General features: G+C 69.6%; 16 protein-coding genes and 1 other RNA gene. 13 read left to right on the top strand and 4 right to left on the bottom strand.

Annotation, left to right across the window (positions count from 1 at the left end):
- Positions 1-4: 4 nt before the first annotated feature.
- Genes ACYQPG_RS23120 through ACYQPG_RS23110 form a run of 3 tightly spaced genes read right to left on the bottom strand, consistent with a single transcriptional unit; the run spans position 5 to position 2,111 of the window.
- Entirely contained in the window at positions 5-1,300 is a 1,296-nt protein-coding gene (locus tag ACYQPG_RS23120) for an arsenic transporter (protein ID WP_461231838.1), read from the bottom strand.
- Positions 1,301-1,327: 27 nt separating this feature from the next.
- The gene (arsC, locus tag ACYQPG_RS23115; RefSeq protein ID WP_147907449.1) at positions 1,328-1,768 is read right to left on the bottom strand and encodes an arsenate reductase (glutaredoxin); all 441 of its coding nucleotides are present in this window, start codon (positions 1,766-1,768) and stop codon (positions 1,328-1,330) included.
- Positions 1,761-2,111: an ArsR/SmtB family transcription factor gene (locus ACYQPG_RS23110; RefSeq protein WP_419830312.1), complete on the bottom strand. Its 351-nt coding sequence runs from the start codon at positions 2,109-2,111 to the stop codon at positions 1,761-1,763. Before ACYQPG_RS23110 ends, arsC begins: the two co-directional genes overlap by 8 nt.
- A gap of 50 nt (positions 2,112-2,161) precedes the next feature.
- Between ACYQPG_RS23110 and arsH the strand changes: the two genes are divergently transcribed.
- The 10 genes from arsH to murD all read left to right on the top strand — a co-directional run bounded on the left by arsH (position 2,162) and on the right by murD (position 13,440).
- Positions 2,162-2,908 carry an arsenical resistance protein ArsH gene (arsH, locus tag ACYQPG_RS23105; protein WP_461231837.1) on the top strand — a complete coding sequence of 249 codons (747 nt, stop codon included), beginning with the start codon at positions 2,162-2,164 and terminating at the stop codon, positions 2,906-2,908.
- Positions 2,909-3,037: 129 nt separating this feature from the next.
- The gene (locus tag ACYQPG_RS23100; protein ID WP_147907446.1) at positions 3,038-3,478 is read left to right on the top strand and encodes a VOC family protein; all 441 of its coding nucleotides are present in this window, start codon (positions 3,038-3,040) and stop codon (positions 3,476-3,478) included.
- 52 nt (positions 3,479-3,530) lie between these two features.
- An RNA gene (gene rnpB / locus ACYQPG_RS23095) (RNase P RNA component class A) lies at positions 3,531-3,929 on the top strand.
- Between the two features lie 404 nt (positions 3,930-4,333).
- Entirely contained in the window at positions 4,334-5,401 is a 1,068-nt protein-coding gene (rsmH, locus tag ACYQPG_RS23090; protein WP_419830311.1) for a 16S rRNA (cytosine(1402)-N(4))-methyltransferase RsmH, read from the top strand.
- Positions 5,398-5,811, top strand: coding sequence for a cell division protein FtsL (ftsL, locus tag ACYQPG_RS23085; protein ID WP_147856841.1), 414 nt, complete (start codon positions 5,398-5,400; stop codon positions 5,809-5,811). Before rsmH ends, ftsL begins: the two co-directional genes overlap by 4 nt.
- 6 nt (positions 5,812-5,817) lie before the next feature.
- The gene (locus ACYQPG_RS23080) at positions 5,818-7,728 is read left to right on the top strand and encodes a peptidoglycan D,D-transpeptidase FtsI family protein (RefSeq protein ID WP_147938130.1); all 1,911 of its coding nucleotides are present in this window, start codon (positions 5,818-5,820) and stop codon (positions 7,726-7,728) included.
- 10 nt (positions 7,729-7,738) lie between these two features.
- On the top strand, positions 7,739-9,199 hold the full coding sequence (locus ACYQPG_RS23075; RefSeq protein ID WP_461231836.1) for a UDP-N-acetylmuramoyl-L-alanyl-D-glutamate--2,6-diaminopimelate ligase: 1,461 nt from the start codon (positions 7,739-7,741) through the stop codon (positions 9,197-9,199).
- A 31-nt stretch (positions 9,200-9,230) separates the two neighbouring features.
- Entirely contained in the window at positions 9,231-10,682 is a 1,452-nt protein-coding gene (locus ACYQPG_RS23070) for a UDP-N-acetylmuramoylalanyl-D-glutamyl-2,6-diaminopimelate--D-alanyl-D-alanine ligase (protein ID WP_461231835.1), read from the top strand.
- A 100-nt stretch (positions 10,683-10,782) separates the two neighbouring features.
- Positions 10,783-11,868 (top strand): phospho-N-acetylmuramoyl-pentapeptide-transferase, encoded by a 1,086-nt coding sequence (gene mraY, locus ACYQPG_RS23065; RefSeq protein ID WP_147938133.1) that lies wholly within the window; start codon positions 10,783-10,785, stop codon positions 11,866-11,868.
- Positions 11,869-12,075: 207 nt separating this feature from the next.
- Positions 12,076-13,440: a UDP-N-acetylmuramoyl-L-alanine--D-glutamate ligase gene (murD, locus tag ACYQPG_RS23060; RefSeq protein ID WP_419830308.1), complete on the top strand. Its 1,365-nt coding sequence runs from the start codon at positions 12,076-12,078 to the stop codon at positions 13,438-13,440.
- Positions 13,441-13,537: 97 nt separating this feature from the next.
- Here the strand turns inward: murD and ACYQPG_RS23055 are convergent, their stop codons facing one another.
- Complete coding sequence (locus ACYQPG_RS23055) at positions 13,538-15,013, bottom strand: methyl-accepting chemotaxis protein (protein WP_461231834.1); 1,476 nt, start codon at positions 15,011-15,013, stop codon at positions 13,538-13,540.
- Between the two features lie 284 nt (positions 15,014-15,297).
- On the opposite strand from ACYQPG_RS23055, the gene ACYQPG_RS23050 reads away from it, so the two are divergent.
- From ACYQPG_RS23050 to murC, 3 genes are all read left to right on the top strand, one after another.
- Positions 15,298-16,464, top strand: a complete 1,167-nt coding sequence (locus ACYQPG_RS23050) for an FtsW/RodA/SpoVE family cell cycle protein (RefSeq protein WP_461231833.1) — start codon at positions 15,298-15,300, stop codon at positions 16,462-16,464.
- Positions 16,461-17,570, top strand: coding sequence for an undecaprenyldiphospho-muramoylpentapeptide beta-N-acetylglucosaminyltransferase (gene murG / locus ACYQPG_RS23045; RefSeq protein WP_461231832.1), 1,110 nt, complete (start codon positions 16,461-16,463; stop codon positions 17,568-17,570). The genes ACYQPG_RS23050 and murG overlap by 4 nt, the downstream gene beginning before the upstream one ends.
- 131 nt (positions 17,571-17,701) lie before the next feature.
- A complete protein-coding gene (gene murC, locus ACYQPG_RS23040; protein ID WP_147854203.1) occupies positions 17,702-19,108 on the top strand; it encodes a UDP-N-acetylmuramate--L-alanine ligase in 1,407 nt (468 codons plus the stop codon).
- Positions 19,109-19,113 lie beyond the last annotated feature (5 nt).

Here is a 19,113-nt window from a genome sequence, read left to right as displayed (position 1 = left end):
CGGATCATCCCGTCCCGAGCAGGGGCAGCCACAGGGCCAGGGCCAGCAGGGCGACGAGCAGCACCGGCACGGTGATGACGAGGCCAATCCGCATGTACTGGCCCCAGCCGATCCGCTGTCCCTTGCTCGCCAGAACGTGCAGCCACAGCAGCGTGGCGAGGCTGCCGATCGGGGTGATTTTCGGGCCGAGGTCGCAGCCGATCACGTTGGCGTAAATCATCAGTTCGCGCATCAGCGGCGACAGGTCGGGCGCCTGCTGGATCGCCAGCGCACCGATGAGCACGCTCGGCATGTTGTTCATGACCGAGGACAGGATCGCGGCACCGAAGCCCGCCCCGAGCGTCGCCGCAAGCGGCCCGTAACCGGCGAGCCAAACCAGGCCGCCGGCCAGCGCATCGGTCAGCCCGGCATTCCGGAGCCCGTAGACCACCAGGTACATGCCGAGGCTGAACAGCACGATCTGCCACGGCGCGCCGGCCAGCACCTTGCGGATCGGGATGCGGCCGCCCGTCCGGGCGAGGAGCAGGAGCATGGCCGCGCCCGCGCAGGTGACCACCGAGACCGGCACCCCGAACGGCGCCGTGACGAAGTAGGCCCCGAGCAGCAGGCCGAGCAGCGGGAACGCCGCCCGGAACAGCAGCGGGTCGCGGATCGCGTCGCGGGGCGATTCCAGCTCGTCGACCGGGTAGGTGACCGGCAGCGCGGACCGAAAATACAGCCCCAAAACCAGCAGCGTGGCGGCGAGCGACACCAGATCGACCGGCACCATCACGGCGGCGTAACGCCCGAAGGTGATGGCGAAGAAGTTCGCCGAGACGATGTTGACCAGGTTGGAGATCACCAGCGGCAGGCTGGTGGAATCCGCCACGAATCCGCAGGCGACGATGAAGGCCAGGGCGGCCTGCGGCTTGAACGCGAGCTTCAACAGGATCGCCAGCACGATCGGCGTCAGCAGCAGCGCCGCCCCGTCATTGGCGAACACGGCCGCGATGGCGGCGCCCAGCACCACCACCAGGGGAAACAGACACCGGCCCCGCCCGCCGCCCCATCGGGCGACGTGCAACGCCGCCCAGTGGAAGAAGCCGGCCTCGTCCAGCAGCAGCGAGATGATGATCAGGGCCACGAAGGTGAAGGTCGCGTCCCAGACGATGTGCCAGACCACCGGCACGTCGGCCGGCTGGATCACCCCCGTGGCGAGGGCCACGCCCGCACCGATCAGGGCACTCCAGCCGATCCCGAATCCCCCCGGCTGCCAGATGACGAAAATCAGGGTGACGACGAAGATGACGAGCGCGAGCATGCGGACGGGGATCTTTCCGGCGCCGGGTCAGGCGAGACCGACGCGGCGGCCGACTTCGTCCACCACCGGCTCGCCGCTTTCCTTGACGACCGCGCCCTGCTGCTGCGGCAGCAGCTCGAGCACCCGCTCGGACGGCCGGCACAGCCGGACACCCTTCGGGCTGACCACGAGCGGCCGGTTGAGCAGGATCGGGTGCGCCTGGATGGCATCCAGCAGCTGCGCGTCGGTCAGGGCCGGGTCGGCGAGGCCGAGTTCGGCATAGGGCGTGCCCTTCTCGCGCAGCGCATCCCGAACCGAGAGGCCGGCGCGGGCAAGGAGTTGCTCGAGCAGTGCCCTGGCTGGCGGTGTCTTGAGGTACTCGACGACGTGCGGCTCGATGCCGGCGTTGCGGATCATCGCCAGGGTGTTGCGCGCGGTGCCGCAATCCGGGTTGTGGTAGATCACCACGTCGAAGGCGCAATCAGGCATGGTCCACCTCGTTGGTTCCGGGGCCGCAGGCGGCGAGCGCGGGCGCGCAGATCTCCGGGTGTCCCTGGCAGCAATCCGTCATGAGGAATGCGACCAAACTGGCGAGAACCGGATAGGCGACACTATAGATGATGGAGCGCCCGGCACGGCGCGATCCGATCAGTCCAGCCTGCTGCAACTCCTTCAGGTGGAAGGAGATAGTCGAGGCGGACACGCCGATGGCGCCGGCCAGCGCCCCGGAGGCCATGCCGTCCGGGCCGGCCTTCACCAGCGCCCGCAGCGCCCGCAACCGGTGCTCCTGACCAAGCGCCATGAAGGCCGCGAGGGCTTGCAGTTCGTCCATTTTCGTTTCTACAATCAAACGATCGTACGAACATACGAGAATGCCTGACCGTGGACAAGCCCGCCCAGCCCTTCGACGACAGCCTCCCGAATCTCAGCCGCCCCCATTTCGCGGTGCCGAGCGCGGCGCAGCTTGCAATCGCGCTTCCCTATGCGCACGCGCCGCGCTTCCTGATCCTGTACGGCTCGCTGCGCGAGCGCTCGTTCAGCCGGTTCCTGGCCCAGGAAGCGGCGCGCCTGCTCGAAGCCATGGGAGGCGAGGTCCGGATCTACGATGCGCACGGCCTGCCGCTGCCCGACGATGCCACGGCCGACCACCCGAAGGTGCAGGAACTGCGCGCGCTGTCGCTGTGGTCGGAGGGGCAGGTCTGGGTCTCGCCGGAGCGCCACGGCAATCTCACCGGCGTGATGAAGAGCCAGATCGACTGGCTACCGCTCAGCGAAGGCTCGGTGCGGCCGACGCAGGGGCGCACCTTGGCGGTGATGCAGGTCTCGGGCGGCTCGCAGAGCTTCAACGCGGTGAACAGCCTGCGCCTGCTCGGGCGGTGGATGCGGATGATCACCATCCCCAACCAATCCTCCGTGCCCATGGCCTACCGGGAGTTCGACGAGGCCGGCCGGATGAAGGCGGGGCCGCTGTACGAGCGCGTGGTCGATGTCTGCGAGGAGTTGATGAAGTTCACGCTGCTGACCCGCGAGCGGGCCGACTATCTCGTCGACCGCTACAGCGAGCGTAAGGAGCGGGAGCCGGAGCGGCTGCGGGCGGTGGCAGACGATATCGGCATCGGCAAGCCATGACCGGCCCGGGTGGCCTACTCGGCCGGGGACGCGCGCTCTAGCTAGGACGGAGGCCGGCCCCGCCGGTCATGTTCGTTTCCGCTGAGGGCGTCGTGACGGCCCTCGCTCCGAAAGAGGGATAGCCGCCAGATGGAATACCTGCACACCATGGTCCGGGTGGCCGATCTCGACCGGGCGCTCGCCTTCTACGTCGGCGCGTTCGGGCTTAAGGAAGTCCGCCGCGTCGAGAACGAGAAGGGCCGCTTCACCCTGGTCTTCCTGGCCGCCCCAGGCGATGTCGAGCGGGCACAGGCGACCAAGTCGCCGCTGGTCGAGCTGACCTACAACTGGGACCCGGAGACCTATTCGGGCGGCCGCAACTTCGGGCACCTCGCCTACCAGGTCGACGACATCTACGCCTTCTGCACCCAGCTCCAGGACAAGGGCGTGACCATCAATCGCCCGCCCCGCGACGGCTACATGGCCTTCGTGAAGTCGCCGGACGGCATCTCGATCGAGATCCTGCAGAAGGGCGCCGCCAAGGAGCCGCAGGAGCCCTGGACGTCGATGGAGAACACCGGCAGCTGGTAATCCATCTGCGACTCTTGACCCGGACGGCGGCGCGGGCGCATCTGCCCGCGGATCAGCCGGCCGGGCGGCCGCTCCGGGTGCATCAGCGTCCGGGGAGGAAAGTCCGGGCTCCATGGAGAGACGGTGCCGGATAACGTCCGGCGGGGGCGACCCCAGGGACAGTGCCACAGAGAGCAGACCGCCCCGGACGCGTCCGGGGTCAGGGTGAAAGGGTGCGGTAAGAGCGCACCGCGGACGCGGCAACGCGGACGGCACGGCAAACCCCACCGGGAGCAAGACCGAATAGGGGCGGCGCGCCCTTCGCGAGAAGAGCAGGCCCGCTCTCCAGGCCAGTCGCCCGGGTTGGTTGCTCGAGGCGGTCGGCAACGACCGTCCCAGAGGAATGGCCGCCACGTCGGCGCGCGCGAGCGTTCCGGCCTTACAGAACCCGGCTTATAGGCCGGCTGATCCAACCACCCCCGGACCCCTCCGGCGCGGCGATCGCGGACGAGCTCTACAAGCTCCGCGAGGTGCCAGATTCGCGCCCGGCAAAAACCTTCGGTTAACCGTACCGGGGTCAGATCGGTCGGCTCGCCAGCGCCAGGCTCGCGCGTTGACGATCCTCCGAGGCCCATGATACCCGGCATCCTCCCGTCAACGGCGTGTATCGGATCGCCGGACGTAACCTGCACAGGTGCAGGTCCCGTCCGTGCGCGGCGTTTCGCGCGCTCCGCATCCGGTGCCGTTCCCGTCACGCGCGCCGCGCCCGCGCGGCCCGGCACAGGGCACCATGAGACGCACGAGCCGCATCCGCGCCGGAATCCCCGGATCGCGCCGAACCCCCGATTGTCCCCGCACCGGCCCGGCGAGGCGCGCATGATTCGGCGCCGCCCCCCGGCCGAGACGGCGTCCGCGCACCGCGACGGACCTGCCGCATCCGCCCAGCCTCACGTGCCGGTACTGCTCGGCGAAGTCGTCGAGTCGCTCAAGCTCGAGGGCGGCCTCGCCGTCGACGGCACCTTCGGAGCCGGCGGCTACACCCGCGCGCTGCTGGCGGCCGATCCGACGCTCAAGGTGATCGGCATCGACCGCGACCCGCTGGCGATCGCCGGCGGGCAGGCCCTGGCCTGCGAGGCCGGCGGGCGCCTGCGCCTCGTGCGGGGCCGGTTCGGGGATCTCGACGCGCTGCTCACCGAGGCCGGCGAAAGCCACGTCGACCAAGTCGTACTCGATATCGGCGTCTCGTCGATGCAGCTCGACGTCCCGGAGCGGGGCTTCTCGTTCCGCAACGACGGCCCCCTCGACATGCGGATGGGCAATGACGGCCCCAGCGCCGCGGACCTCGTGAACGAGGCCGACGAGACCGTGCTGGCCGACATCATCTATCATTACGGTGAGGAGCGGCGCTCGCGGGCCGTGGCCCGGACCATCCACGAGGCCCGCCGCCGCGGCCGGATCGAGACCACCGCCCAGCTCGCCGAGCTGGTCGCCAGCGTGGTGTGGGTCGAGCCCGGCAGCCACATCCATCCCGCGACCCGGACCTTCCAGGGCCTCCGGATCGCCGTGAACGACGAACTCGGCGAGTTGGTGCGGGCGCTCCACGCCGCCGAGCGGGTCCTGGCCCCGGGCGGACGGCTCGCGGTGGTGACGTTCCATTCCCTCGAGGATCGGATCGTCAAGCAGTTCTTCGCCGCCCGCAGCGGCCGGGCCGCCCAGGGCTCGCGGCACCTGCCGGTCGGCCAAGCGGAGACGATCCGCAGCTTCCGCCTCGTCACCAAGGGTCCGGTCCTGCCGGGCGAGGCCGAGATCGCCCGCAACCCGCGCGCCCGCTCGGCCAAGCTCCGGGCCGCGGAGCGCACCGAATCCGATCTGCCCGAACCGCTCGCGGCGCTCCACGCGCTCGCGAGCTTGCCAGACGCCGCCCGCGGGGGCCATCGCCGATGATCCGCCTGCTGAACCTCCTGGCGGTCGCCGGCCTCGTGGCCTCGGCGATCTACGCCTACTCGATCAAGTACGACACGCTCTACCAGGGCGGTCAGGTCTCGAAGCTGCAGACCGCGCTGCACAAGGAGCGGCAGGCGATCGCGGTGCTGCGCGCCGAGTGGCAGCTCCTGACCCGGCCGGACCGGCTGCAGGCCGCGGTGGACAAGCACCTCGCGCTGGAGCCGATCGGGACCAGCCACCTGGCCCGCCTGTCGGACCTGCCCGCCCGCCCGGAGCGCGGCGACGAGATCGGCCGGCTGCTCGCCGCGACCGCGACACCCAAGGACAAGGGCGGGATCGAGCCGCGCACCACCGGCTCGATCACCCGCACCGTCACCACGACCCGCACCCCGAATACCGCTTCGAGGTAATCACCCGTGTCCGAAGACGCCGACCAGATCAGAGACGCGGCTGCCGAGGCGCAGATCTCGGAGCACGCTGTGCGGGAGACCGACGCACCGGCCCACGAGGCGGCGCACTACGCCGTGTCGGAGCAGGATGCGTCGGCGCTCGAGGCCGCCGCCCGGGCGCTGCACCCGGACATGCGTGCCGTCCGCGCCAAGGCGTTCGTGCGGAGCATGTTCCGGCTCGCCATCGAGCGCTCGCACATGCGCGTCGCTTTAGTCGGGCTGGTGTTCGTCGGGGTGTTCGGGACGATTTCGGCCAAGCTGCTGATGATGGCCGTGTTCGGCGATCCGCCGAGCCAGGAGCACCGGGTCGCGGCCGCGTCCTCGACGGCGTTCCGGCCCGACATCGTCGACCGCAACGGCGAGATCCTGGCCACCGACATCCGCACCGTCTCGGTCTTCGCCGAGCCCGGAAACATCTACGACAAGGACGAGGCGGTGGAGCTGCTGACCGCGGTCCTGCCGGAACTCAACGCCTCCGAGCTGCGCGCCAAGCTGTCCTCGCGCAAGGACAAGAAGGGCGCGGGCTTCGTCTGGGTGAAGCGCGAGCTCACTCCGAAACAACAAGCCGAGGTCCACCGCCTGGGCATCCCCGGCATCGGCTTTCTGCCGGACCACAAGCGGGTCTACCCGAACGGTGTCGCCGCCGCCCACATCCTGGGCGCGACCAATCTCGACGGCGTCGGCATCGCCGGCATGGAGAAGTACATCGACTCGACCGGCCTCCAGGCGCTCAACAGCTTCGGGCTGGTCAGCAAGCAGGCCGACCTGAAGCCGGTGCAGCTGTCCATCGATCTGCGCGCCCAGTTCGCCGTGCGCGACGAGCTGGCCTGGGGCATCGACCACTTCAAGGCCAAGGCCGGCGCCTCGATGATCCTCGACGTCAAGACCGGCGAGGTCATCGCGTTGGTCTCGATGCCGGACTTTGACCCGAACGACCCGAAGGACGCGCTCTCGCCCGACCGCATCAACCGCATGAATGTCGGCGTCTACGAGATGGGCTCGACCTTCAAGGCGATGACGCTGGCCATGGCCCTCGATTCCGGTAAGTACAACGTCAACTCGACCTTCGACACCCGCGGTGGCGTGCTGAACTGGGGCCGGCAGAAGATCCACGAGTATCACGGCACCAACCGCGTCATCACAATGCCGGAGGTGTTCACGCACTCGTCGAACATCGGCTCGGCCAAGATGGCGCTCGGCGTCGGCGTACCCGGCCACAAGGCCTTCCTGAAGAAGATGGGCCTGCTCGACCGGCTCCGCACCGAGCTGCCCGAGAGCGCCGCCCCGATCGTCCCATCCCGCTGGACCGAGATCAACACGATCACGATCGCATTCGGCCACGGCATCGCGGTGGCACCGATCCAGGCCGCGGCCGCCGTCGCCGCCATCGCCAACGGTGGCGACCTGATCACCCCGACCTTCCTGAAGGCGGCGCCCGAAGACAAGGCCCGCGCCACGCACGTCCTCTCCGGCCAGACCTCCGAGGCGATGCGCTACATCATGCGCCTCAACGCGGCCGAGGGCTCTGCCAAGAAGGCGGCGGTCCCGTACTACTTCGTCGGCGGCAAGACCGGCACGGCCGAGAAGGTGATCGGCGGGCGGTACATCCACAACCGCCTCTTCACCACCTTCATGGCGGCGGCGCCGATGAACGACCCGAAATACCTCTTCATCACCATCATGGACGAGCCGCAGGGCCTGCCGGAATCGGGCGGCTACGCCACCGCGGCGTGGAACTCGGGCGTCGTCACCGGCAAGGTGATCGAGCGGGTCGCCCCGATCCTGGGGTTGCCGCCGCAATTCGAGCCGCCGGTGCGACCGTTCCCCCAAATGGTCAAGCTCAATGCCTACCACATCAACCAGTTGGGCGGCCCATGATGGTGCGGCTATGATCGCCCGGCTTGCGGACCTTTTCCCGGAGATCGACGGCCCATACGCCGACCAGACCGTGTCGGCGTTGACCGCAGATAGCCGGCAGGTCGCGCCGGGCGTCGTGTTCGTCGCGGTGCCCGGCACGAAGGCCGACGGCCGTCTGTTCGCCGCGCAGGCCGCCGCACGCGGCGCCGTCGCGGTGGCCGGGGAGGGGGACCGCCCCGCGGACCTGCCCGAGGCGGTCGCCTGGATCGCCGTCGCGGATGCCCGCCGGGCGCTGGCGCTCGCCGCCGCGCGACTTGCGGGTGCACAGCCCGCCACCGTGCTGGCGGTCACCGGCACCGCGGGGAAAAGTTCGGTTGCCGACTTCGTCCGTCAGATCCTGTCCCGGCTCGGCCGCGACGCCGCGAGCCTCGGCACCGTCGGGATCGTCACCGATCGCGGTGCGGAATACGGCTCGCTGACGACCCCTGACCCGGTGACGCTGCACCAGACCCTGGCCAGGCTCACCCGCGAGGGCGTCACGGACCTCGCCATGGAAGCGTCCTCCCATGGGATCGAGCAACGCCGCCTCGACGGCGTGCGTCTCGCGGCAGCCGGCTTCACCAATCTCGGCCGCGACCACCTCGATTATCACGCCAGCATCGAGGAGTACCTGGCGGCCAAGCTGCACCTGTTCACCGACTTGCTGCCGCAAGGCTGCCCGGCGATCGTCAACGCCGACGGCGCCTATGCCGAGCGGGTGATCGCGGCGGCTGAGGGCGCAGGGCGGTCGGTCCGCACGGTCGGACGGGCGGGAACGGATATCCGCCTCGTCTCAACGGGGACCGACGGCTTCACCCAGGCGATCACGCTTCTGTATGAGGGTGTGACCCGCACGGTGCGCCTTCCTCTCGTCGGCGACTTCCAGGTCGAGAACGCCCTGGTGGCGGCCGGCCTGGCACTCGCGACCCCGGCCGGCGCCGCCGACCCGGACGGCGTGTTCGCGGCCCTCAGCCACCTCACCGGCGTACCCGGCCGGATGGAGCGGATCGGCGAGGCGGGGGGCGGCCTGTGCCTGGTCGACTATGCCCACAAGCCCGAGGCACTAGAGAGCGTGCTGACCGCGTTGCGGCCGTTCGCGTCCGGCCGGCTCATGGTGGTGTTCGGCTGCGGCGGCGACCGCGACCGGGGCAAGCGCCCGCTGATGGGGGCGATCGCAGAGCGCCTGGCGGATGTCGTGATCGTCACCGACGACAATCCCCGCACGGAGGAACCCCACGCGATCCGGCGGGCGATCCTGGCGGCGGCGCCCAATGCGGACGAAATCGGCGACCGGGCCGAGGCGATTGGCTCGGCCGTGCGGCGGCTCGGACCCGGCGACGTGCTGGTCGTCGCCGGCAAAGGCCATGAAACCGGCCAGATCGTGGGAGATCGGACGCTGCCGTTCTCGGACCACGAGGTCCTGCGCGCCGCCATCGCCGAGGCCGCACGCTGATGGCGCGGCCAGATGGTGACCGGGGGCTGACATGACTGCACTCTGGACCCGCGACGAACTCGAAACCGCCACAGGCGGGCGCTTGCTCGGCGAAGGGCGCCCGATCGGCGGCGCGTCGATCGACACCCGCACGCTGCAGCCGGGCGACCTGTTCTTCGCCATCAGAGGCGAAGCGCGCGACGGCCACGACTTCGTCGCGAGCGCCCTCGGGCGCGGCGCCGGCGCCGCCGTGGTCAGCGAGGCCCGCGCCACGGATCTGGCCGCCCACGGCCCAGTGCTGGCGGTCCCGGAATCGGGGGCGGACCCGGTCCTGACCGCCATGACCCGTCTGGGCGAAGCCGCCCGGGCGCGCACAGACGCAAAGGTCGTGGCGGTGACCGGCTCAGTCGGCAAGACCGGGACCAAGGAGGCCCTTCGCCACGTGCTGGCGGGGCAGGGCGAGACCCACGCCTCGGCAGCCTCCTACAACAACCATTGGGGCGTGCCCCTTACGCTCGCCCGGATGCCGCGTGCCACCCGCTACGGCGTGTTCGAGATCGGCATGAACCACCCGGCCGAGATCGTGCCGCTGACCGCCCAGGTCCGGCCCGACATCGCGCTGATCACCACGGTCGAGCCGGTGCATATCGAGCATTTCGCCTCGGTCGCAGCCATCGCGGACGCCAAGGGCGAGATCTTCTCCGGCATCGAACCCGGCGGCGTGGCGATCATCAATCGCGACGGCGAGCATTACGACCGCTTGATCGCCCATGCGCGGGCGTCGCGCGCGGGCCGGGTCGTCAGCTTCGGCGAGCATCCGGACGCGGACGTGCGCGCCCAGACCATCGTGCTGCGCCCCGACCTGTCGGTGGTCGACGCCGTCGTGATGGGGCAGCCCGTCACCTACAAGCTCGGAACCGCCGGGCGGCATGCGGCGCTGAACTCGCTGGGCGTGATGGCGGTGGTCCACGCGCTCGGCGCCGATCTCGCAGAGGCGGCCCTGGCGCTAGCCGGGTTGAGTCCGCCAGTTGGGCGCGGCGAGCGCACCGCCCTCGAGATCGACGGCGGCACCGCCTACCTGGTCGATGAGAGCTACAACGCCAACCCGGCTTCGGTCCGAGCCGCGATCGCGACGCTCGCCGGCCTCGAGACCGGCCCGCGCGGCCGCCGCATCGCGGTGCTGGGCGACATGCTGGAACTCGGCGCGACCTCCCACGACCTGCATCGCGGCCTCGCCGAGGCGATCGAGGCCGCCCGGATCGACCTGGTCTTCGCCTCCGGGCCGCTGATGCGCCACCTGTTCGAAGCGCTGCCGGTGAGCCGCCGCGGCGGCGTCGCCGACACCGCAGCCGACTTGATCGAGCCGCTGACCCGCAACCTCCGGTCCGGCGATGCCGTGATGGTCAAGGGATCGAACGGCAGCCGCATGGGGCGGATTGTCGATGTGCTGAAAGCCCGCTACGCGGTCGACCCGGCGCGGCGCGGAATGGCCGCCGCCCCGTGATCCGTCCGTGATCCGCCCCATGATCGACACGCCCGAGCGTTCGCGACGATCGGTGCCGCTCCCCGAAACCCGCGCCTGAACAAAGGGGCCGAGCGCCCGGATGCTGTACCTTCTCTCGGAACTGAGCGGCACGTTCTCGCCGCTCAACGTCTTCCGCTACATCACTTTCCGCACCGGCGGCGCGCTGTTCACGGCGGGCCTGTTCGTGTTCTGGTTCGGGCCGTGGATCATCTCCCTTCTGCGCCTGCGCCAGGGCAAGGGCCAGCCGATCCGGGAGGACGGGCCGCAGACGCACCTGCTGACCAAGCGCGGCACGCCGACCATGGGCGGGCTGATGATCCTGGCTGGCGCCGTCGTGGCGATCCTGCTCTGGGCCAACCCGCGCAATCACTACGTGTGGGTGACCCTGACCGTCACCCTCGGCTTCGGGGCGATCGGCTTCTATGACGACTACCTCAAGGTGACGAAGCAGTCGCACAAGGGCTTTTCCGGCAAGTTCCGGCTGTCGCTGGAAGCGATGATCGCCATCGCGGCGTGCACGATCGTCTCCGTCTATTCGCCGGCCGCCCTGCAGAACCAGCTCGCCTTTCCCGTGTTCAAGGACGCGCTGCTGAATCTCGGCTGGTTCTACGCCCTGTTCGGCGCCTTCGTGATCGTCGGCGCCGGCAACGCCGTGAACATGACCGATGGCCTCGACGGCCTAGCGATCGTGCCGGTGATGATTGCGTGCGGCACCTTCGGAATCATCGCGTATCTCGTCGGCAACTCGTTCACCGCGAGCTATCTCCAGGTGAACTATGTCCGCGACAGCGGCGAACTCGCAGTCGTCTGCGGCGCGGTGATCGGCGCCGGCCTCGGCTTCCTCTGGTTCAACGCGCCGCCCGCCCAGATCTTCATGGGCGACACCGGCTCGTTGGCGCTGGGCGGCCTCCTCGGCACCATCGCGGTGGCGACTAAGCACGAGATCGTCCTGGCCATCGTCGGCGGCCTGTTCGTCCTGGAAATGATGTCGGTGATCATCCAGGTCGCGTCGTTCAAGCTCACCGGCAAGCGCGTCTTCCGGATGGCGCCGATCCACCACCATTTCGAGCAGAAGGGCTGGAAAGAGCCGCAGGTCGTGATCCGGTTCTGGATCATCGCGGTCATCCTGGCGCTCGCGGGCCTCGCGACCCTGAAGCTGCGCTGAGAAACTGTGCTAGACTATGTACCACTACGGCCGATCCTAATCGGGCCCTCATCCTGAGGTGCGGCCGCGAAGCGGGCGCCTCGAAGGAGCCCTCCAGCCGGCCGCGTGACCCCTGGAGGGCTCCTTCGAGGCCCGCTGGCGCAGGCACCTCAGGATGAGGGGGGTTGGGTGGGATCGGCGATGTTTCCACGTTGAATTGAGTTTCCCATGACACCCGTCACCGTCTTCGCGGGCCAGAAGGTCGCTCTGTTCGGGCTCGGCGGCTCGGGGCTGGCCACGGCCAACGCGCTGAAGGCCGGCGGCGCCGAGGTGATCGCCTGGGACGACAACGCCGACAGCGTGGCGCGCGCGCAGGATGCGGGCCTGGGCACACAGGATCTGCGCGAGGCCGACTGGTCCGGCTTCATGGCCCTGGTGCTCAGCCCCGGCGTGCCGCTGACCCATCCGGAGCCACACTGGACCGTCCGGCTCGCCCGCGAGGCCGGGGTCGAGATCATCGGTGATATCGAGCTGTTCTGCCGGGAGCGCCGGGCGCAGTCGCCCGAGGCGCCGTTGGTGGCGATTACCGGCACCAACGGCAAGTCGACCACCACGGCGCTGATCGCCCACGTGCTCGCGCAAGCCGGGCGCGACGTGCAGATGGGCGGCAACATCGGCACCGCGATCCTGTCGCTGGCGCCGCCGGATGCCGGCCGCGTCCACGTGATCGAGATGTCGTCGTTCCAGATCGACCTGACCCCGGGTCTCGACCCCACGGTCGGGGTGCTGATGAACATCACGCCGGACCATCTCGACCGCCACGGTACCATGGAGCAGTACGCCGCCATCAAGGAGCGCCTGATCGCCGGCGCCGGGCTGGCGGTGGTCGGGATCGACGACGGCCCGAGCCGGGCGATCGCCGAGCGGCGCGCCGGTGACCTCGTGCGCGTCCACGTACCCGCTGGCGACGCGCTCTGCGCCGACGCCGTGACGGTGCGCGACGGCATCGTCCGCGATCCGGACGGGACGGCTTTGGCCGACATCAACGGCATCGGGTCGCTGCGCGGCGCCCACAACTGGCAGAACGCGGCGGTGGCGGTGGCGGTGGCCCGGGCGCTCGGGCTGACGCCCGAGGCGATCCAGGCCGGCCTGTCCTCGTTCCCGGGGCTGCCGCACCGGATGGAGGAGGTCGGGCGGCGCGGCGCCGTGCTGTTCGTCAACGATTCCAAGGCGACCAACGCGGATTCCACCGAGAAGGCGCTGACCGCTTTCCGGGACATCCACTGGATCCTCGGCGGCAAGGCCAAGGAGGGCGGCATCTTCCCGCTGGTGCCGTATTTCCAGCGGGTCGCCCATGCCTACCTGATCGGCGCGGCCTCGGACGCCTTCGCGGCCACCCTGGAAGGGGTCGTGCCCTACACGCGCTGCGAGACCCTCGACGTCGCGGTCCCCAGGGCCGCCGAGAACGCCGCCGCTTCGGGCGCCCCGGAGCCGGTGGTGCTGCTCTCGCCAGCCTGCGCCTCCTACGACCAGTTCCGCAACTTCGAGATCCGCGGTGACAGGTTCCGGGCGTTGGTGCAGGCGCTGCCCTAAGGGCATCGATCGGCAGGGTTTCGAAAGGTCGGGTACCGTTTGCAAGTGCGGAGCCCCACCGAAGGGATGAGCCCTTTGGAAACCCGGTCCGGGTCGGTCAGCGCGCCAGCACCCTGGCGGCGTCCCGCGTGGTCGCCACCGCCTCGGAGACCTCGGCCACGGCTTGCGCGATCGCCCCGATATTGCCGGTTATCGCCGTGACCGCGCCGGCGGCACTCTGCATGCTCTCGGCGAGGTCGCGGGTTACCGCGCTCTGCTCTTCAATGGCCGCTGCGGTGGACACCACGGTCTCGCGCATCACCGAGACCGAGGCCCCGATCGAGCCGAGCGCGACGACGACCTCCTGCGAGACCTGCTGGACGCTGGCGATCTCACTGTTGATCTGCCCGGTGGCGCGGGCCGCCTGGTCGGCGAGCGCCTTCACCTCGCTTGCCACCACTGCGAAGCCGCGGCCGGCCTCGCCGGCCCGCGCTGCCTCGATGGTGGCGTTGAGCGCCAGCAGGTTGATCTGGCCGGCGATGCTCTGGATCAGGCCGACGATGCTGGACATCGCAGTCGCGCTGTCGGCGAGCCTCTTGGTGTGGCCGTCCGCCTCGCGCACGCAGGTATAGGCGGTATCGGTGGCGCCCTGAGAGCGCACGATGCTCTGGGACATTTCGGCGACGGAGGCGGCGAGTTCCTCGGCCGCCGCCGCCACGGTCTGGACATTGCCGGAGGTCGAGTCCGCCGCCGAGGAGGCCAGGCGGGCGGCATCCGTGGAATGCAGGACCGCGTGCTCGATTGCGCCGAAATTGGTGTCGATCAGCCTGCGGAGGTCGGCCAGCAGGCGGACCTGATCGGTGATGTCGGTGGCGAACTTCACCACCTTGTAGGGTCGGCCCCCGGCGTCGAGGATCGGGTTGTAGGACGCCTGAATCCAGATCTCCCGACCGTCCTTGCCGAGACGGCGGAACTGCGCGGCCTGATAGGTACCGTTGCGCAAAGCCGCCCAGAACGCCCGGTAGGCCTCGCTGTCCCGGTAGCCCGCCTCGACGAACAGGCTGTGGTGCTGCCCGACCACCTCGTCGCGGCCGTAGCCCATCGCGGTAAGGAAGTTGTCGTTGGCTTCGAGGACCATGCCATCGAGGTCGAAGGCGATCACCGCCTGGACCTTGTGGATCGCGGCGATCTGACCGGCGCGGTCGGCCTCCTCGGTGCGCTGCCGGGTGATGTCGGTGGCGAACTTCACCACCTTGTAGGGCCGGCCACGGGCGTCGAGCATCGGGTTGTAGGACGCCTGGATCCAGATCGGCCGCCCGCCGCGGCCGACCCGACGGAACTGGCCGGATTCGAACCCGCCGCCGCGCAGGCGCTCCCAGAACGCCCGGTAATCCGCCGAATCACGATATTCCAGGTCCACGAACAGGCTGTGATGCTGCCCGACCACCTCCGGCAGGGTGTATCCGACCGCGTCGAGGAAATTGCCGTTCGCCGACAGGATGCGGCCGTCGAGATCGAATTCGATCAGCCCCTGGACGCGGTCGAGGGCCGCCAGCTTGGCCTGCGCTTCACGGACCTTCAGAGCAGCGAACATCTCGAACCGACTTCTGCTGTGCGGATCGGGCCTGGCAAAGCGGCGCATGCAACACGCCGGTCTCCGATCCTGGTGGGGATACACCTCCAAGTTGCACAACGAGAATTAACATTCGATGACATCGTCCACAGTATACCTCGGACGAATACGGTACTTCTTCCGCGCTGGGGAATCCCGGGCCGCACCAAGCTCAGCCGGCCATAAGGCTCCGTTTACCATTCCCCCACAGGATCGACTCGACCGACGCGGACCGGCCTCCGCGCGGCCTGGAGTCGTTGCCCGGCATGATCTCACGCGCGGAACGCACACCCCTCACCGACTGGTGGTGGACGGTGGACCGCGGGCTGCTCGCGGCGCTGTTCGCGCTGATGGTGGCCGGCCTAGTCTTCCTGATGGGCGGCGGCCCACCGGTCGCCGAGCGCATCGGCCTGCCGACCTTCTACTTCCTCAACCGGCAGGCGCTATACCTTGCGCCAACCATCCTGCTGATCTGCGCCGTGTCATTCCTGTCCCTGCGCGGGGTCCGGCGGTTGGCGCTGGTCACCTGGATCTGCGGCGTCGCGCTCTGCCTGCTCGCCGGCAAGTTCGGCCCGGAGATCAAGGGCGCGCATCGCTGGATCCAGTTCGGACCGATCGGCCTGCAGCCGTCGGAATTCGTCAAGCCGGCCTTCGTGGTCGTGGCGGCCTGGGCCTTCTCGGAGGGCGCGCAACGCCGCGACATGCCGGGCGGCTTCCTGGCGATGCTGCTCCTGCCGATCACCATCGTGCCGCTGCTGCTGCAGCCCGATTTCGGCCAGACCATGCTGATCACCATGGTGTGGTGCGCGCTGTTCTTCGTCGCCGGCCTGCACCTGATCTGGGTCGCGCTGCTCGGCGTGCTCGGGCTCGGCGGCGTGTTCGCGGCCTACCTGTTCTTCCATCACGTCCGCGAGCGCTTCAACAAGTTCCTCGACCGCGATTCCGGCGGCGGCTTCCAGGATTTCTGGTCGCGGGAATCGTTCCGCTCGGGCGGCTGGTTCGGCACCGGCCCGGGGGAGGGGGTGGCCAAGCGGCACCTACCGGACGCACATACCGACTTCATCTTCTCCGTAACGGGCGAGGAATTCGGCGTGATCGTCTGCCTGTGCCTCGTCGGCCTGTTCGCTTTCATCGTGCTGCGCGGCCTCAAGCTCGCCCGGCGCACAGACGACACCTTCTCGCGCCTTGCGATCACCGGGCTGACCACCCTGTTCGGGCTCCAGGCCTGCATCAACATGGCGGTGAACACCCAGCTGATGCCGGCCAAGGGCATGACCCTGCCGTTCGTCTCCTTCGGCGGCTCGTCGATGATCTCCCTGGCGCTCGGCACGGGCTTTCTGGTTGCGCTGACCCGCAAACGCCCACGCACCGTCCTGCTCAGCCAGAAGCCGCCCGGCACCGCCTCGGTCACCGTCGCCGGAGTGATGCGATGACGGTCTTCACACCCACGATCCTGCTCTGCGCGGGCGGCACCGGCGGCCACCTGTTCCCGGCCGAGAGCCTCGCCCACGCCCTGCGCGCCCGCGGCATCCGAGTGGCGCTCGCCACAGACGCCCGGGTCGACGCGATCTCGGGCGAGTTCCCGGCCTCGGAGGTGATCACGATCGCCTCGGCGACACCCTCGGGCCGCTCGCCCCTGAAGCGGGCCGGTGCCGTGCTGACGCTCGGCCGCGGCTTCGGCGTCGCCGCCCGGGAGATCCGGCGGATCAACCCGGCCGCAATCGTCGGCTTCGGCGGCTACCCGACCGTACCGCCGGTCCTCGCCGGCCAGATCCTGCGGGTGCCGACGGTGCTGCACGAGCAGAACGCCGTGATGGGCCGGGCCAACGCCTTCCTGGCGCGGGGCGCGCGGACCATCGCCACCGGCTTCAAGGATGTCCGCGGCGTGCCCGACAAGGCGCGCGCCCCCCGCATCCACACCGGCAACCCGCTCCGCCCGGCGGTGATCGAGGCGGCCAAGGTTCCATACCCGCCGCTCGGCGACCGCGATGCCCTCCGGCTCCTGGTGTTCGGCGGCAGCCAGGGCGCCCGGGTCATGGGCGAGGTCGTGCCCGAGGCGATCGAGCGCCTGCCCGCCGACCTGCGCGGCCGCCTGCACCTCGTCCAGCAGGTCCGGCCAGAGGACCTGACCGCGGTGCAGAACCGCTACCTCGCCCTCGGACTCGCCGGGCTCGAGGCCGCTCCGTTCTTCAAGGATCTGCCGGCCCGGATGGCGGCGAGCCACCTCGTGGTCTCGCGATCGGGCGCCTCCACCGTGTCGGAGCTCGCGGCGATCGGCCGGCCCTCGATCCTGGTGCCGCTGCCCGGCTCCCTCGATCAGGACCAGGCCGCCAACGCCGCGACCCTCGACGCGATCGGCGCGGCGCTCGCCCTGAAGCAGACCGCGTTCACCCCGGATCGCCTCGCGGCCGGTCTGGTCGCCTGCTTCGAGACGCCGGCAAAATTGACCGCGGCGGCCGATGCGGCCAGAAGCGCCGGCATTCACGATGCCGCCGAGCGGTTGGCCGAGGTCGTCATCGAGACGGCCAACCGTGGGTAGCAATGGGGTTTCCGAAGGGCTCAGCCCTCTGGCGGGGTATCGGGGCGAAGCCCGACGGCAGGGCTCCACCCTGCACCCGCAAAAGGTCCCAGACCTTTTGAAACCATGACGTTACGGAAGGCACGAAACAGATGAAGCTGCCCGACAAGCTCGGCCCCATCCACTTCATCGGCATCGGCGGCATCGGCATGTCCGGCATCGCCGAGGTGATGAGCAACCTCGGCTACACGGTCCAGGGCTCCGACGCCTCGGACAACGCCAACGTCCGCCGGCTGGCCGAGAAGGGAATCCGCACCTTCGTCGGCCACCAGGCCGAGAACGTGGACGCGGCCGCCCTGGTGGTGGTCTCGACCGCGATCCGCCGGGACAACCCGGAGCTGCAGGCCGCCCGCGAGCGCCGGCTGCCCGTGGTCCGGCGCGCCGAGATGCTGGCCGAGCTGATGCGCTTCAAGTCCTGCGTCGCCATCGCGGGCACCCACGGCAAGACCACCACGACCTCGCTGGTCGCGACTCTGCTCGACGCCGGCAGCCTGGACCCGACCGTGATCAACGGCGGCATCATCAACGCCTACGGGACCAACGCCCGCATGGGCGAGGGCGACTGGATGGTGGTGGAGGCCGACGAGTCCGACGGGACCTTCCTCAAGCTGCCCGCCGATGTCGCCATCGTCACCAACATCGACCCTGAGCATCTCGACCATTTCGGTTCGTTCGAGGCGGTGAAGGACGCGTTCCGGCGCTTCATCGACAACATCCCGTTCTACGGCTTCGCGGTGATGTGCACCGATCATCCGGTGGTGCAGGACATGGTCGGCCATATCGAGGACCGGCGCATCATCACGTACGGCGAGAATCCCCAGGCCGACGTGCGCCTGCTGGATGTGGATCTGAAGGGCGGCCAGAGCCGCTTCCGCGTGATGATCCGAGACCGGCGTCCGGGCTTCCGCATGGAGATGGAAGATCTCGTCCTGCCGATGCCGGGCAAGCACAACGCGCTGAACGCCACCGCGGCGCTCGCCGTCGCCAACGAGCTCGGCGTCTCGCACGACGCCATCCGTCGGGCGCTGGCGGGCTTCGGCGGGGTCAAGCGTCGCTTCACCCGCACCGGCGAGTGGAACGGCGCCACGATCTTCGACGATTACGGGCACCATCCGGTGGAGATCAAGGCGGTGCTCAAGGCGGCCCGTGCCTCGACCGACGGCAACGTCATCGCGGTGGTGCAGCCGCACCGCTACACCCGCCTCGCCTCGCTGTTCGACGATTTCTGCACCTGCTTCAACGACGCCGACACCGTGATCGTCGCCCCGGTCTACACGGCCGGCGAGTCGCCGATCGAAGGCGCCGACCGGGACGCGCTCGTCGCGGGCCTGCGCTCCCGCGGCCACCGCGACGCCCGCCCCCTGGAGCGGCCCGAGGAGCTGGCCGGCATCGTGGCCGAACTCGCCAAGCCCACCGACTACGTCGTGTGCCTCGGCGCCGGCACCATCACGCAATGGGCCTACGCGCTGCCGGGCGAACTCGCCGCGCGGGGGAAGTGAGCGGG

This window comes from Methylobacterium sp. CM6246 (assembly GCF_054818005.1).
The sequence above is the reverse complement of the archived record's forward strand: the minus strand, read 5'-3'. Positions and strand labels throughout refer to the sequence as shown.

Coding starts and splice junctions, on each gene's coding strand:
- ACYQPG_RS23120 (WP_461231838.1), bottom strand. CDS start 1,300: ATGCTCGCGCTCGTCATCTTCGTCGTCACCCTGATTTTCGTCATCTGG.
- arsC (WP_147907449.1), bottom strand. CDS start 1,768: ATGCCTGATTGCGCCTTCGACGTGGTGATCTACCACAACCCGGATTGC.
- ACYQPG_RS23110 (WP_419830312.1), bottom strand. CDS start 2,111: ATGGACGAACTGCAAGCCCTCGCGGCCTTCATGGCGCTTGGTCAGGAG.
- ACYQPG_RS23100 (WP_147907446.1), top strand. CDS start 3,038: ATGGAATACCTGCACACCATGGTCCGGGTGGCCGATCTCGACCGGGCG.
- rsmH (WP_419830311.1), top strand. CDS start 4,334: ATGATTCGGCGCCGCCCCCCGGCCGAGACGGCGTCCGCGCACCGCGAC.
- ftsL (WP_147856841.1), top strand. CDS start 5,398: ATGATCCGCCTGCTGAACCTCCTGGCGGTCGCCGGCCTCGTGGCCTCG.
- ACYQPG_RS23075 (WP_461231836.1), top strand. CDS start 7,739: ATGATCGCCCGGCTTGCGGACCTTTTCCCGGAGATCGACGGCCCATAC.
- ACYQPG_RS23070 (WP_461231835.1), top strand. CDS start 9,231: ATGACTGCACTCTGGACCCGCGACGAACTCGAAACCGCCACAGGCGGG.
- mraY (WP_147938133.1), top strand. CDS start 10,783: ATGCTGTACCTTCTCTCGGAACTGAGCGGCACGTTCTCGCCGCTCAAC.
- murD (WP_419830308.1), top strand. CDS start 12,076: ATGACACCCGTCACCGTCTTCGCGGGCCAGAAGGTCGCTCTGTTCGGG.
- ACYQPG_RS23055 (WP_461231834.1), bottom strand. CDS start 15,013: ATGTTCGCTGCTCTGAAGGTCCGTGAAGCGCAGGCCAAGCTGGCGGCC.
- ACYQPG_RS23050 (WP_461231833.1), top strand. CDS start 15,298: ATGATCTCACGCGCGGAACGCACACCCCTCACCGACTGGTGGTGGACG.
- murG (WP_461231832.1), top strand. CDS start 16,461: ATGACGGTCTTCACACCCACGATCCTGCTCTGCGCGGGCGGCACCGGC.
- murC (WP_147854203.1), top strand. CDS start 17,702: ATGAAGCTGCCCGACAAGCTCGGCCCCATCCACTTCATCGGCATCGGC.